This window comes from Bradyrhizobium amphicarpaeae (assembly GCF_002266435.3).
GTDB lineage: Bacteria > Pseudomonadota > Alphaproteobacteria > Rhizobiales > Xanthobacteraceae > Bradyrhizobium > Bradyrhizobium amphicarpaeae.
The window spans coordinates 6915606-6929433 of the sequence record NZ_CP029426.2; the positions used below are offsets into that span (position 1 = coordinate 6915606).

15 protein-coding genes are annotated in these 13828 nt (G+C 63.3%); 8 read left to right on the plus strand and 7 right to left on the minus strand.

Annotation, left to right across the window (positions count from 1 at the left end):
• Nucleotides 1-531: 531 nt before the first annotated feature.
• Nucleotides 532-867, plus strand: coding sequence for a hypothetical protein (locus tag CIT40_RS32395; protein WP_094892650.1), 336 nt, complete (start codon nucleotides 532-534; stop codon nucleotides 865-867).
• Complete coding sequence (gene nusG, locus CIT40_RS32400; RefSeq protein WP_162307782.1) at nucleotides 864-1463, plus strand: transcription termination/antitermination protein NusG; 600 nt, start codon at nucleotides 864-866, stop codon at nucleotides 1461-1463. Before CIT40_RS32395 ends, nusG begins: the two co-directional genes overlap by 4 nt.
• A 106-nt stretch (nucleotides 1464-1569) precedes the next feature.
• On the opposite strand, the gene CIT40_RS32405 is transcribed toward nusG, so the two are convergent.
• Together CIT40_RS32405 and CIT40_RS32410 are read right to left on the minus strand one after the other, a co-directional pair.
• The gene (locus CIT40_RS32405; RefSeq protein ID WP_148667247.1) at nucleotides 1570-2439 is read right to left on the minus strand and encodes a hypothetical protein; all 870 of its coding nucleotides are present in this window, start codon (nucleotides 2437-2439) and stop codon (nucleotides 1570-1572) included.
• Between the two features lie 72 nt (nucleotides 2440-2511).
• A complete protein-coding gene (locus tag CIT40_RS32410; protein WP_148667248.1) occupies nucleotides 2512-2853 on the minus strand; it encodes a trypco2 family protein in 342 nt (113 codons plus the stop codon).
• A 326-nt stretch (nucleotides 2854-3179) separates the two neighbouring features.
• Here CIT40_RS32410 and CIT40_RS32415 point away from each other — a divergent pair, with 326 nt between their 5' ends.
• From CIT40_RS32415 to CIT40_RS32425, 3 genes are all read left to right on the plus strand, one after another.
• A complete protein-coding gene (locus CIT40_RS32415) occupies nucleotides 3180-4157 on the plus strand; it encodes a tripartite tricarboxylate transporter substrate binding protein (RefSeq protein WP_094892653.1) in 978 nt (325 codons plus the stop codon).
• Nucleotides 4158-4305: 148 nt separating this feature from the next.
• Nucleotides 4306-4791: a tripartite tricarboxylate transporter TctB family protein gene (locus CIT40_RS32420; protein ID WP_094892654.1), complete on the plus strand. Its 486-nt coding sequence runs from the start codon at nucleotides 4306-4308 to the stop codon at nucleotides 4789-4791.
• A gap of 4 nt (nucleotides 4792-4795) precedes the next feature.
• Nucleotides 4796-6304, plus strand: a complete 1509-nt coding sequence (locus CIT40_RS32425) for a tripartite tricarboxylate transporter permease (protein ID WP_094892655.1) — start codon at nucleotides 4796-4798, stop codon at nucleotides 6302-6304.
• A gap of 220 nt (nucleotides 6305-6524) precedes the next feature.
• Here CIT40_RS32425 and CIT40_RS32430 read toward each other — a convergent pair whose 3' ends face one another.
• Together CIT40_RS32430 and CIT40_RS32435 are read right to left on the minus strand one after the other, a co-directional pair.
• A complete protein-coding gene (locus tag CIT40_RS32430) occupies nucleotides 6525-7808 on the minus strand; it encodes an IS701 family transposase (RefSeq protein WP_094890650.1) in 1284 nt (427 codons plus the stop codon).
• Between the two features lie 105 nt (nucleotides 7809-7913).
• Entirely contained in the window at nucleotides 7914-9608 is a 1695-nt protein-coding gene (locus CIT40_RS32435) for a bifunctional diguanylate cyclase/phosphodiesterase (protein WP_162307783.1), read from the minus strand.
• A gap of 220 nt (nucleotides 9609-9828) precedes the next feature.
• Here CIT40_RS32435 and CIT40_RS32440 point away from each other — a divergent pair, with 220 nt between their 5' ends.
• Nucleotides 9829-10089 carry a hypothetical protein gene (locus CIT40_RS32440; protein ID WP_162307914.1) on the plus strand — a complete coding sequence of 87 codons (261 nt, stop codon included), beginning with the start codon at nucleotides 9829-9831 and terminating at the stop codon, nucleotides 10087-10089.
• A 6-nt stretch (nucleotides 10090-10095) separates the two neighbouring features.
• On the opposite strand, the gene CIT40_RS32445 is transcribed toward CIT40_RS32440, so the two are convergent.
• The 3 genes from CIT40_RS32445 to mtgA form a co-directional block, all read right to left on the minus strand.
• Nucleotides 10096-10749, minus strand: coding sequence for a hypothetical protein (locus CIT40_RS32445; RefSeq protein WP_162307784.1), 654 nt, complete (start codon nucleotides 10747-10749; stop codon nucleotides 10096-10098).
• Between the two features lie 142 nt (nucleotides 10750-10891).
• On the minus strand, nucleotides 10892-11074 hold the full coding sequence (gene rpmF / locus CIT40_RS32450) for a 50S ribosomal protein L32 (RefSeq protein ID WP_007598106.1): 183 nt from the start codon (nucleotides 11072-11074) through the stop codon (nucleotides 10892-10894).
• A gap of 168 nt (nucleotides 11075-11242) precedes the next feature.
• Nucleotides 11243-11917 (minus strand): monofunctional biosynthetic peptidoglycan transglycosylase, encoded by a 675-nt coding sequence (gene mtgA, locus CIT40_RS32455; RefSeq protein ID WP_094894626.1) that lies wholly within the window; start codon nucleotides 11915-11917, stop codon nucleotides 11243-11245.
• 161 nt (nucleotides 11918-12078) lie between these two features.
• On the opposite strand from mtgA, the gene CIT40_RS32460 reads away from it, so the two are divergent.
• Nucleotides 12079-13002, plus strand: a complete 924-nt coding sequence (locus tag CIT40_RS32460) for a polyprenyl synthetase family protein (RefSeq protein WP_094894623.1) — start codon at nucleotides 12079-12081, stop codon at nucleotides 13000-13002.
• A gap of 117 nt (nucleotides 13003-13119) precedes the next feature.
• Entirely contained in the window at nucleotides 13120-13806 is a 687-nt protein-coding gene (locus CIT40_RS32465; RefSeq protein ID WP_094894621.1) for a DUF1345 domain-containing protein, read from the plus strand.
• Nucleotides 13807-13828 lie beyond the last annotated feature (22 nt).

The window sequence follows — 13828 nt, forward strand, 5'->3', positions numbered from 1 at the left end:
CGACATGAAAGGCCTCGCGAGCGAGCCTGATGACGCTGATGAGGCGAGCCATGCAGAAATCGCGGAAGTGCAGGAAAACGAGCGGGGGTGCCCGCTGGTGGGCATGGGTGCCCGCCCGTGGGCAGGGGTGCCCATCCTAGCGCGGGCACGGGTGGCCACACATACGCGGGCACCAGTAACGCCCCCTTAGAACGACCCCTTAAAACGATTGAGAGAGACGCGAGCGCGCGCGAAGGATCGCAAGGATCGCTTCAAGGCCGAGTTCCGCAAGCGCTGGCCTACTGCTGCTGTCGACGACCGCAGCCGGACCGACTACGCCGCCGAGGCGCTCACGGCCGAGGAGGAAAAAGCGGCGCTTGATGGGCTCGAACCGTTCCTCGAGGAGCTGAAGCGACAAGGCCGCAAGACCGTGCCGTCGGGCTGGCGCTACCTCGAGGATAGGCGCTGGACCTTGCTGCGCAGCGCCGGCGAAGGCTCTGCGGAGGTTGGCGCAAATCATCTGCGATCGAGGGCTCGGAGGCGGGCAGGGCCGTGCTTGCGCTGTACGCCGTCGCCAAGGTGCGGCCTTTCGTCAACCGCGGCCAGGTGATCTATCCGGGGACGGTCACGCCGCAGCTGCTCGCCTTCGCGAGCTGCGCCGAAAGAGCGGAATGGCAATGGACCTCTGATCGCCGACAGATCGCGGCCTCGCAGGAGTTTCTCGGCGCGCACGTGTTCGGCGCGCGCGCCCCGCTGCTCGAGCAGCGCGGCGAAGAGACCGGCTTCTTCGCACCACACGACTGGCCTCCGCGTGTTGATGGCACATGGTCGGCGGCCGTCGAGCAGCAAGCATCACCGGAAGCATCACAGGCAGGGGGAGACGAATGAACATGCGAGTGCAGCAGTCGAAAATGCTGTTGGCAGAGCCCGTGCCGTCGTGCTGGTATCTGCTCGACGTCTATCCGGGGCGTGAGCGCGACGTCATGCGCTGGTTTGGGTACTATGGCCTGTCGGGGTGGTATCCGGCCGAAATCAGCTATGTGAGGCGCCGCGGCGGCGAACTTGCGCGCAAGCCTCATCTCGGCCGGCGCGTGGTCAAGCCGTTGGTGCCTGGACTGATCTTTGTCTCCGACGTCGATGCATCCGGCACGAAGGATCAACTGATGCTGTCGATCCCGATGGTCGACGGTTTCCATCGCATTGGCGATTGCTGGGCGCGGATGTCTCCTGCCGACATGGCGCCGCTGCGGGACATCGAAGCGTATCTCAACACGCCACGTTCTCTTCGCAGACAGAGAGGCAAGCTGAGGATTGGCGAACTCGTGCGCGTCGTCGACGGTCCGTTCTCTGCCTTCGTTGGTCGCCTAGAGCGGCTTGACTCGAAAGGCCGACTCACGGTCTTTCTTGACGCGTTCAAGCGCGGCGTCTCGGTCCAGATGAACGAGACGCAGATCGAACCGATCACCAGTACGCCACGCGGCTGAGGTCGTTCGATGTCAGGGAAAAGCCTGATGCGCAGCGCCTGATTTCAGATAGACGCGCGAAGCGTGAGAAACGGCAAACATCTTTCCAGGTTGTTTAGACGAAAGGTTAGTTTGCCCTTTGCGTTGGCTTGATGCGAAAAAGTATGTCTTGGACGCTCGCGAACGCGAGACCAGTTATACCTCCAACGGCTAACGCCATGGCCGGGGACTTTTTTGCAAAATCATTCAGGAGAAGGCTGCCGAGTCCCACTTGTACTGCGTCAAAGGCGAGCAGAAATGCAAAGATAAATGCTATGACCACCGTGATTAGCAATCGCTGACCCGGCCGCCAGCGGCTGGGATCTAGTACTAGGAGTTGGTCATAGGTCAAACCTGATTGCATTCGGAGCGCGAATTCACCCCAAACACAAAATGCTGCTCCCGCGGGGATCCAACAGGCTGCGATGACCCAAACTAAGGTCGGGTCAAAAGTTCCTCCGGCAGCTGGCTTGCTCAGCAACCCAAAAGCTCCGGTATGATAGATGAGCGCGCCCAGCAAAAGCGGTGTCACGCCAAAACAGACTAGCAGTACCGTGTATTGCTTTAGCAAACGCGTTCGTACGGGATGTGCATAGTCCACGATGGCGTCTCGGACTTCGGCAAGATTGGCCTTGCCATCGGCGATGCTCCAGGCTGGTCCTCTAAAGCCTCTGTCTGCCGCCTGATGCAGAAGATCAAAGACCGCTTTCCGAGTTGGGAGGTCATCCTCGAGAAGTACCGAAGCGACCCTTGCGGTCTTTTCGTAGTCCTGTCGCATCAGCAACAATTCTTCTGGCACCTCGGGTGCTCCGGTGGGTGCAACGAAAACCAGTCGTCGGGGATCTTCGGTCGAAGGAGATATTTCGATCGAGCGATAATAGACTGGCCTGGGTGCAGACACAGCTTTGGCGGGTTCAGCCGGCTTGACGGAATCCTGAGCGGGAGGGTCTTGATCCATTTAATGCCTCGTTCTGGCCGACCACGTTGAGTGGAGGGGAACGCAAGTTAGCAATCTCGATGAGAAATACGTCTACGGTCGTGTCGGCGGCGAAGGTGGAATGTAATCCTCATTTTTCGACAACCACACCTCGCTTGGGGCGTCGAAGTGAGCATCGAATCCTGCTTTGTCTAATGGTTCCACCGGAGCTACAGAGAACTCGCCCGAGGAGCGCAGATGAAGTTTGATCTTGTGAATATCGTTGCCATGCGCTGCGACAACCCAAACGGAATGTCCGGCAGCGTCTTCCTCTAGAGCGATAGTCAATTCCACTTCGACATCCGAGACTGAATATCCTAATTCATCAGATGAACGTTCCTCGTTCCGCAATCCCTGGATCAGTTGCTCAATTGCTTCTTTGACAGTCAGCGGCATAGTCGCCTCCCGGTTCAAAATGCGCTAAAGGTGCATCATTTTATTACAAGTTGCAATCGCAGTTTATGTACCACTCGTGCTGCAACCTTTTTGTCCTGCGGCCTCGAATTGTTTGTAAGTTGTCTCGGGATTTGCGCCCCTTCGTAACTCGCCATCGTCCGCTCGGACGCAAACGAGCATGTGCCGCCACTGCCGGGATTGCAGCACCGCCCGGCGCCGACGGCCCGCGCAATGCGCTTTTCTTCTCGCTCGATTTCAGGAACAATCGCCTCGCAAGAACGAGAAAAGGCGGCCCGCAAAGAGGCCGCCGCGAGGGAGGGGTTTCGATGCCGCAATACGGGCTGAAGACGATCGTATTTGCCGCGATGCATGCCGTCATGGGCGCATTGCTCTCGACTGCCGCCAGTGCGCAGGACTATCCGAGCAAACCGATCACGCTGATCGTGCCGTGGCCGGCCGGCGGGTCGACCGATATATCGATGCGCGCCATCGCCGACAGCGCCTCGAAGGTGCTGGGGCAGCCGATCGTGATCGACAACAAAGCCGGTGGCGGCGGCACGGTGGGACCTGCGACCATGGCAGCCGCCGCGAAACCGGACGGCTACACCATCGCACAGATACCGATCACCGTGTTCCGCCTGCCCTTGATGCAGGACGTGTCGTGGGATCCTGCCAAGGATTTCACCTACATCATCCATCTCACCGGCTACACCTTCGGTGTGACCACCAGCGCGGAATCGCAGTTCAAGAGCTGGAAGGACGTGGTGGAGTTCGCGAAGGCGAATCCAGGCAAGGTGACCTATGCCACGCCGGGCGCCGGCACCTCGCTGCATATCGGCATGGAGCAGATCGCCGCGATGTCCGGCATCAAGCTGACGCAAGTCCCTTTCAAGGGCGGCGCGGAGACCAACGCTGCGGTGCTGGGACAGCACACGATGCTTCAGGCGGATTCCACGGGATGGCGGCCGCTGGTCGATGCCGGCAAGCTGCGGCTGTTGATGGTGTGGACCGGCGCGCGCTCGCCGAACTATCCCGACGCGCCGACGCTGAAGGAGCTCGGCTATCCCATGGTCTATGACTCCCCGTTCGGCATCGCCGGCCCGAAGGGGCTCGATCCGAAGATCGTCGCCAGGCTGCACGATGCTTTCAAGAAGGCGGTCGAGGACCCGGCGGTTGTCGCGACACTCGCCAAATACGACATGGTGCCGAACTACAAGAACACCGAGGACTACAAGAAGTTCGTCGTCGAGGTGACAGCGTCCGAACGCAAGGTGATCGAGACGCTCGGGCTGGCGAAGAAGTAAAGCCGAGCTGCTTGTGTCCCGGACGCGCTGCAGCGTGCAACGCTGCTGCGCAGAGCCGGGACCCATCTTCTTCGGCCGCACTGATGGGCTCCGGCTCTGCAGCGCACCGCTTCGCGCTGCGCCGCGTCCGGAGCACGAGAGAGAATCGATGAACGATCAAACCAACGTCAAACTCCGGCTCAGCAACTCCGAACTCTGGGGCGGGCTGATCGGGCTCGCGCTTGGCGGCTTCGTAATCTGGTCCGGCATGAAGCTCAAGCTCGGCACCATCAACGATCCCGGCTCCGGTTACGTGCTGTTCTACACGGGCATCCTGATGTGCGTGTTCGCAGGCACCATCATCGTCTCGGCGGTGACCGAGGGCGCGCCGACGCTGGCCTCGCGCTGGGAGAATGTTCGCTGGAGCAAGCCGCTGCTGCTGATCGCCTGTCTGGTGGCATTCTCCGTCGCGCTGGAGCCGCTTGGCTTTCTGCTGTCGTCGATCCCGTTGATGCTGCTGCTGTTGCGGCTGATCGATCCCGTGCGCTGGACGCTGGCGATTCCGATCGCCGTGCTGGCGCCGACAGGCATGTGGTGGGTGCTCAAGCGGCTGCTGTTGATCCAGCTGCCCTCAGGCCTGTTCGGGATCGGTTGAACGCATGGATACGCTTGTCAATGTCGCCCATGGGTTCGGCGTCGCGCTGCTGCCGGTCAACCTGCTGTATTGCTTCATCGGCGTCTTCATCGGCACGCTGGTCGGCGTGCTGCCGGGCATCGGGCCGATCTCGGCGATGTCGCTGCTGTTGCCCGTGACGCTGTCGGGCACACCGGAATCCGGCATCATCATGATGGCCGGCATCTATTACGGCTCGATGTATGGGGGCTCGACCACCTCGATCCTGGTCAACATTCCCGGCGAGGCCGCTTCTGTCGTCACATGCATCGACGGCCACCAGATGGCGAAGCAGGGCCGCGCGGGCCCTGCGCTCGGCATCTCCGCCTTCGGCTCCTTCATTGCCGGCACGTTTGCGCTGATCGCCTTGATGCTGGTCGCGCCGAAGCTCGCCAGCGTCGCCATCGCGTTCGGACCGGCCGAGTATTTCAGCCTGATGGTGCTCGGCCTCGTGGTGCTCACCTTCCTCACGCAGGGCTCGATGCCGAAGGCATTGCTGATGGCGTGCATCGGCGTCGTGCTCGGGTTGATCGGGCTCGACAGCATCACGGCGCAGCCGCGCCTGACCTTCGGCCGCATGGAGCTGATCGACGGCATCGGGCTCGTGCCCGTGGTGATGGGCCTGTTCGGCGTTGCCGAGGTGCTGCTCAACACCGAGCAGGCGATCAAGCGCGACATCATCAACACCAGGATCACCCAACTCCTGCCCACCAAAGAGGACTGGAAGGCAAGCGCAGGTCCGGTCGGCCGCGGCACCATCCTCGGCTTCTTCCTCGGCATCCTGCCGGGCGGCGGCGCGGTGGTGGCGTCCTTTGCCTCCTATGCGCTGGAGAAACGGCTGTCGAAGACGCCCGAGCGCTTCGGCCATGGCGCGATCGAAGGCGTCGCCGGGCCGGAATCGGCGAACAACGCCGCGGCGGGCGGCGCCTTCATTCCGTTGATGACGCTGGGCATCCCGCCGAATGTGGTGATGGCGCTGCTGCTCGGGGCCTTCGTCATTCACGGCCTGCAGCCGGGACCACTGCTGATCACGCAGAACCCGGGCCTGTTCTGGGGCATCGTCGCCAGCATGTATATCGGCAACGTCATGCTGCTGGTCCTGAACCTGCCGATGATCGGCATGTGGGTGCAGCTGCTCAAGCTGCCCTACAACATCCTGTTCCCCCTGATCATCCTGTTCACGATCCTGGGCGTCTACTGCTCCAGCAACAACGTATTCGACGTCTATGTGATGATCGCGTTCGGCATCATCGGCTATTTCATGCGCAAGCTCGGCTACGAGCCGGCGCCGCTGGTGCTGGCCTTCGTGCTGGGGCCGATGATGGAAAACAATCTCCGCAAATCGCTGATCCTGTCGCAGGGCGATCTCTGGACCTTCGTGCAGCGGCCGATCTCGGCAGTGTGCCTCGCATTCGCAATGGTGCTGCTGATCGCGCCGCTGCTGCCGTCACTGCGCAAGAAGCGCGAGCTGGTGGCGCTGGATGAGGGGGCGTAGCTTCGTAGGGTGGATTAGCCGCAGGCGTAATCCACCTCTTCTGTCCCCGCGGATATGAACAGTGGTGGGTTACGCCTTCGGCTAATCTTACTGCGTCACGGTCGTTCGTCGGGTTCTAGGTGGGGCGATGGCTCCGCAGCAGGGACACCGTGACAAGGTTTTGATGAGATCGTAAATCAGTCGCACGCGCACGGTTGCGATCGAGTTTGGGACGTGGCGTTCAGGCCGCGCGGGCAGAGCCTCTGGGTCGATAATCGTCGGGTAAGGCAGGGACCTGGAGCGGCGTGACGGAACGAGGTCCTGAGGGGGGAATCATCGCCTGCTCGGCGATCAAGAACCCATAAGCCGCGATGCACAGGGTCGCGTGGTGATGGAAGCCGCGCCAGCCGCGTCCCTCGTAGTGACCGAGTCCGACCTCCTGCTTCAGCTCCTGATAGTCGCGCTCGATGCGCCAACGCAGCTTGGCCATGTCGACGAGCTGCTGGATGTCGATAGTCTCGGGCAAGGTCGAGAGCCAGTATCTGGTGGGCTCTGCTTCGCCCTCCGGCCATTCGATCAACAGCCATTCGGGCGATGATGTCTCGGGGATCAGCTTGTTGTACCCGACGCGGACGCGCACATGCGCGAAGCGCGAGGACAACTTCTCAGCCGAGCCTTCGCGCCACGTCACCGTGCGCCAGGCCTGCTTCGGCAAACCGAGCGCCACCTTCTTGGCCGAGATCAGATCGGGCTCGTCGCGACGGCCCGTGTTGTTCATCGGCTTGTCCATCCGCCGTGGGCCGCTGCCTGGGGCCCACATCAATATGGTCGGCACGATGCTGACCACGTAAGGCACCCCCAACTCCGTCATGCCCGCGCGCAGTTGCGAGTCCCTGCCATAGGCCGCGTCCATCAGTCCAACGCCGCGCGGCAGGCCGGCCTTGCAGGCCCATCTGATCTGCTCCAGTGCTATTTGCGACTTTGTCTTGAACTTGACCTCCTTCGGAACGCCTGCCTTGTTCCGTCGGACACGGTCCTTGGCCCACTCCTGTGAAAGATAGAGCCGATAGGCGACCGGCAAGCTGGCAGAGCGGTTGGCGATCGACAGCGACACTGCCACCTGGCAATTGGCCTGCTTGCCGAGTTGCCCGCAATATTGGTGATGTACGCCGACCGAATGCTTGCCTTGCTTGGGGAACGAGGTGTCGTCGATGATCCACGCCTCGATCGGTCCGCTCCTCTCGATCGCAGGCAGCACAAGCTCTCGCACCTTGGCGAGCACATCCTCGTCCGACCAGGTCGCGTCGGCGACAAAATGCAACAGAGATTGGTGCTGGGCGGACGCTCGAGCCGGTGCCGTCCGCGCTGCCATCGGCTCCACGCTCTTGCGCTCACCCGGCAGTATCAGGCCGGTGCAGTAGTCACGCAGCTGCCTCGTCCGATCCGCGTGACCGATCACGCTCCCAAGACCCGCTACGTACTTCCCAAACCGCGCTTCGCAATCTCCGCCCTGATCGAGATCCATCTGGCCCTCCAAGTGCCAAATAACGAATCTCCCCAAATACTTGATTCTCAGTCTCAATAGACCGCGACAGGCTGACTCAGTAGTACTAACCCACCCTACGACACCTCAGCTTGCCGCCGGCAGCACATTGTCCGGCGGTGCGCCCCACGGCCGCTCGGCCGATGCCAAGCCGATCAGCCGGCCCTGGATATAGTCGCAACCCCAGTCGCGCAGCATGTTCGCGGCCTCATCGTCCTGCACCCATTCGGCCACGGTCTTGATGTCGAGGCGGCGGGCGAGGTCGATCAGGGTCTGCACGAAGGCGCGATCATCGGCGGAATGGGTGATGTTCTGCACGAACGCGCCGTCGATCTTGACGATATCGACACCGAGCTTGCGCAGGTTTCGGAACGAGGTGTAGCCCGCGCCGAAATCGTCGATGGCAATGCGGCTGCCGAAATTCTTCAGCCGCGTGACGAAGCCGCGGACATCGTCGATGTCCTGGATCGCGACCGTCTCGGTGATCTCGACGATCAGCCGCTCGGCGACGCCGGGATGGGCCAGCATCAGCGACTCGATTCCCGCCCACCAGTCCGGATCCATGGTCGTATCGGGCGAGATATTGAGACTGAGGCTGATGTCGGGCGCGGCGGCGAGCTCGGCGACCACGAGCTCGAGCACGCGGTGATCGACCAGGCGGATCAGGCCGAGCCGCTCGGCGACCGGCACGATGTCGGGCGCGAGCAGCACCTGGCCGTCGCCCTGGTCCATCCGCACCAGGCATTCGTGGAAGGCACGCTCGCGCGAGGCGGCCGACACCACCGGCTCGTAGGCGAGCTTGATGCGGCGCTCGTTCAGCGCAGTGACGATCTCGTCGGTGACGCGGATGTTGACGCGGCGCTGCGCGTCACGTGTGGCATCCGGACGCCATGCCGCGAAAGAGCCGACGCGGCGGCGCTTGGCGGCATCCAGCGTCTCGTGGGCGCGATTGACGGCCTCGTCGGTGTTGCGGGCATAGCGCGGAACGCTGACCGCGCCGATCGAGGCGGTGACCGAGACCGGGCCGGACTTGGTCGGCACAACCTCGTCGCGGATGCCGGCAAGGAAACGTTCGGCGGCGACGTTCATGTCGTCGACGGTGCAGTTCTTCAGGATCAGGCCGAACTTGTTGCCGGAAAAGCGGCCGAGCACGTCGCCGCCGCGCAGGCGCGAGCGGATGCGCTTGGCGATGTCGAGGATCACGGCGTCGGCGACGTCGAAGCCGAAGGCGTCGTTGACGCGGGCGAGATGGTCGATGCCGACCAGCATGAAGGCCGCGGTCGAACGGAAGCGGGTCGTCTCCTCGATCGCCTCGGCCAGCGCGGCGATCAGATGAGAGCGGTTGAGCTCGCCGGTCAGCGGATCGAGCCGGGCCAGCTTGGTCAGTTCCTCGTCGCGGGCGTGGCGCTCATTGTTGATACGGACCGAGCCGATCGCGCGCACCGGGCGGCCGTCGGGGCCGGCGAACCAGCGGCCGGTCTCCTCGATCCAGATCACCGGATCGGCGGCGCTCATGCGGACGCCGTACTCGACCCGGTAGGGCGTGCCGTCGGCGCCATGCACGGCATGGGTTTGCGCCAGCGCCGCCGTCCGCAGCGATGGCGCGGGCTCGATCAGCTTGGCGAATTCGGCGCCCGCCGCCAGCCGCTCGGCGGGAATGCCGGGAAAGACGCTGGCGACCTGATCGCCCCAGACGATCGCATCACTGCCGATGTCCCAGGCGAACACGGCCTGGCCGAGGGCAGCCAGGATGTCAGAGGCTTGCGGTAATGCGGGGGTCAAAGTCGCCTCGTTTCGGGACAGCGGGAAGTCCTGAGCTGACACAGGATAAAGCCAGATTCGTCGCCAACCCTAGGCAAAGTTGATAAACAATTTGGAAACCACGTTTCTGCGGGCGGAGGAACCACACCGGCCCGTCCGGCATAGGCCTTGCGAGTACTGACACGCCCCGGCACCAGCGTCCCGAAACGCGACAGGCTCTGCCGGATCAACGGTGATTGCGATGTTGAGTACGGATCGATCGGACGCGACGGAAAACGGCACAGGCACGGCCCTGGTGCCGGTCCTGCCGGTTCTGCAACTGGTTTACAAGACGCCGTTGCCGCGTCCCGATCCGAGCTTCGTCGCCCAGCTGATCGCCAATGCCGAACATCTGCCCCAGGCGAACCGGCTGCGCCGCGCCTCTTCCGAAGATGCGCGGACGGCCTATGGCGGCAAGCGCCCGCTGCAAAGCGTCAGCGCGCGGACGCGGCAGGTGGCTTGAGATCGATCAACGCGCCGGCGTGTCGGGGGACGGAGACGTGCCGTCGCCCGGCTGCAAATGCGGCGAGGAGACTTCCGGCGAGGGCGCGCTCTGCACCGGCTTCGGCGTGGGAGGATCCATCAAGACGGATTCGGCGACCGACTGTGCCGAGGGCGCGGGCGGCGTTACCGGTGCCGCGAGCGGCGCGGATACCGGCTCGAACTTGGGCTCGGCCACGGCATCGTCCGCCGGAGCCTCCACCTGGCGCTTGGCCTTGCGCGGCGCCGGCACGGTTGTCTCGGCGACATAGGTGACGCGGCGGCGCGTGCGCTGGGCGATACCGCCAAGGAAATCGGCCATCGCGAGCAGCACCAGCAGGAAATAGGTCGAGTTGCCGAATTTGGGCCACATCACGAATTCGGCCGCGGCGGCGCCGAACACGATCAGCGACAGCAGATGATCCATCAGGAATTTCGAGCCCGGCCGCGCACCCTTAACCACTTCGAGCAGCAGCAGCACGATACCGAGCGCCAGCATCACATCGGCGAGCGTCACCGGCCAGGCCTCGCCTGACACCATCGGCACCTTGAACAGCACATCCGTGAAGGACACGGTTGGCATCAGGAAGGCGATGATGTTGTAGACCGCGAGCGGAATCAGAAGCAGCGGGAAACCGACCATCGGCGAAATGCCTTCTCGATCAAGATATCCAGACAGGACAATGCGGCGGCGAAGCATTAGCTCCGCCGCCGCCACTGTCATATCTCGTGGGTTGGCCGAAATCAGGCAGGCGAATGATCCTGCCTGGAGAAAGGTCCTTAACTCAGGACTCTTTCTTCTTCAGGACCTGACGGCCCTTGTACATGCCGGTCTTGAGGTCGAGATGATGCGGACGACGGAGCTCGCCGGAGTCCTTGTCTTCCACATAGGTCGGCTTCTTGATGGCGTCTGCCGAGCGGCGCATGCCACGGCGCGACGGCGAGGTTTTTCTTCTCGGAACAGCCATTTCTACATCCTCTAGGGATTGGTGTTATCAGGGCATCGTCCGCGAGGGACGGCTCAGCACCCGCAATCCGAGGCGAGCTGAATGCCGATCAAGGCCGCGCTTATAGAGGAAGGCTGGCCGCAAAGCTAGGCTCTTGGGCCGGAAAATACGCCCGAAAAGGGCCCAAAATCAGCGATTTTCCCGCCAGCAGGTCGCGAGCGAGTTCGCCTGCGCCCTCGCCACATAGGTCCCTGCCAGCCGCCGGACGCCCGGGCCGGGGGTTTTGGCGCTGCGCTTCACCGGATTCGGCAGGATCGAGGCCAGAAGGGCCGCTTCGCGCGGGGAAAGGCTGGCGGCGGACTTGCCAAAGGCATAGGTGCTGCCCGCCTCGACGCCAAATTGGCCCCGCGGGCCGAACTCGGCGATGTTCAGGTATATCTCCAGGATCCGCGCCTTGGGCAGGATGAGGTCGATCCAGAGCGCCAGCGGGAATTCGAGCGCCTTGCGGACGAAGTCCCGGCCCTGCCAGAGGAATAGGTTTTTCGCGACTTGCTGGGTGATCGTGGAGGCGCCCCGGAACGGCGTACCATCCTCCTGGGCGTCGTCGATCGCCTCGCGCAGCGCGCCCCAATCGATGCCGTGATGCTTGCAGAAATGGGCGTCCTCGGCTGCGATCACCGATCGCGGCAGTGCGGGCGACATCGCCGCCAGGTCGATCCATTCCCGCTGCATCGGCGCGCCGCGAAGCGAGCGCCACGCCATCAGCGTCGAAACGGGATGGCCGATGCGGTAGAACGGCGCGATCACATAGGGCGCGAGAATGACGACCGCGAGCGCTACCAGCAGGATTTTGACGATGCGCAAATCGACCTCTCCGGCCCCGAACCAGAAGCGGCCACGGATCCTGCCATTAAGTCTGTGATAATTCGGACCTTTTCCAGCACTTTTTAGGCCTTCCAAACGATTGACTGGGGCGGGCTCATAAAGGATTGTCCCGCCGAATTTTAGTTCTGGAGCCCTTCTTGATGACCGGCACGTCCCCGTCCGATTTCGCCAAACGTCTGGACAAGACCGCTGATGATACCGAGGCCCTGCTCAGCCGGCTGCTGTCGGACGACATCCTGCATGATGAGATCGCCCGGCCCAAGCGACTGATGGACGCAATGCGCTATTCAAGCCTGAACGGCGGCAAGCGTCTGCGGCCGTTCCTGGTGGTCGAGAGCGCGGCCGTGTTCGGGGTTCCCCGTGAAGCCGCGCTGCTGGTCGGCGCTGCGCTGGAATGCATCCACTGCTATTCGCTGATCCACGACGATCTGCCGGCCATGGACAATTCGGATCTGCGCCGCGGCCGCCCGACCCTGCACAAGAAGACCGATGACGCCACCGCGATCCTGGCCGGCGACGGCCTGTTGACGCTCGCCTTCGACATCGTCACCCGCGACGAGATCCATCGCGACGCCAATGTGAGGCTGCTGCTGACGCGCGCGCTGGCGCGCTGCGCCGGCATCGGCGGCATGGTCGGCGGCCAGATCCTCGATCTCGCCGGCGAAGGCCGCTTCGGCGGCAACGAGCCGATCGACGTCGCCCGCATTCAGCAGATGAAGACCGGCGCGCTCTTGCGTTACGGCTGCATCGCCGGCGCGATCCTCGGCCAGGCCTCGCAGAAAGAATACCAGGCGCTCGACGATTACGGCCGTGCGCTCGGCGAAGCTTTCCAGATCGCCGACGATCTGCTCGATGTCGAGGGCGACGCGGCGGCTCTCGGCAAGCCGGCCGGCGCCGATGCCGCCCTTGGCAAGACCACTTTCGTCACCCAGCTCGGCATCGAAGGCGCCAAGCAGCGGGTGCGCGACCTGCTCGCCCGTGCCGACAGCGCCGTCTCGATCTTCGGCGACCGCGCCGCCGTGCTGCAGGCCGCCGCACGCTTCGTCGCCGAGCGGAAGAACTAGTAGCTCCGGACTCCCTCACCTCTCCCGCTTGCGGGAGAGGTCGGATCGCGACAGCGATCCGGATGAGGGCTCGCGATGCGGCGACAACGAAGGTTGAGCGAGAGAGCTGGCGTCACCATGGCCTCTGACAAAGAAGATCCCGCCCTCGCCCGCTTCCGCAAGATGTCGCGGCCGATGCGGCTGATCTATGCGCGGCCGCGGACGTTCATCGCGCTTGGTATCGGCATCCTCGTCGGCCTGCTCCTGCCGGGCTCCCCCCGGCTGGCAACGCGGCTCGTGCTCGGCTGGGACGCGCTGATCGCGGTCTATCTCGTGCTGGTCTATGCGATGATGCTTTGCAATGACCATCAGCATATCCGCCGCGCCGCCGCGATGCAGGACGACGGCCGCTTCGTGATCCTGCTGGTCACGGCGATCGGTGCGTTCGCGAGCATCGCGGCGATCGTCGCCGAACTCGGCGTCCATCGCGGCGCCACGGAACTCACGATCGCGATCACCACGATCGTGCTATCCTGGGCCGCCGTGCATACCACTTTCGCGCTGCACTACGCGCATGACTATTACCGGAACGCCAAGCCCGGCGGCCTGCAATTCCCGGGCAGCGGCAAGGAAGACCATGCCGACTATTGGGACTTCGTCTATTTCTCGTTCGTGATCGGCATGACCGCGCAGGTTTCCGACGTCGGCATCACCGACAAGACGATTCGCCGGACGGCAACGGCGCATGGGATCGTCTCGTTCATCTACAACACGGCCTTGCTGGCACTGACGGTCAACATCGCCGCGAGCGCCATCTCGAACTGACATCGTCCCGGCACGGCCGGGA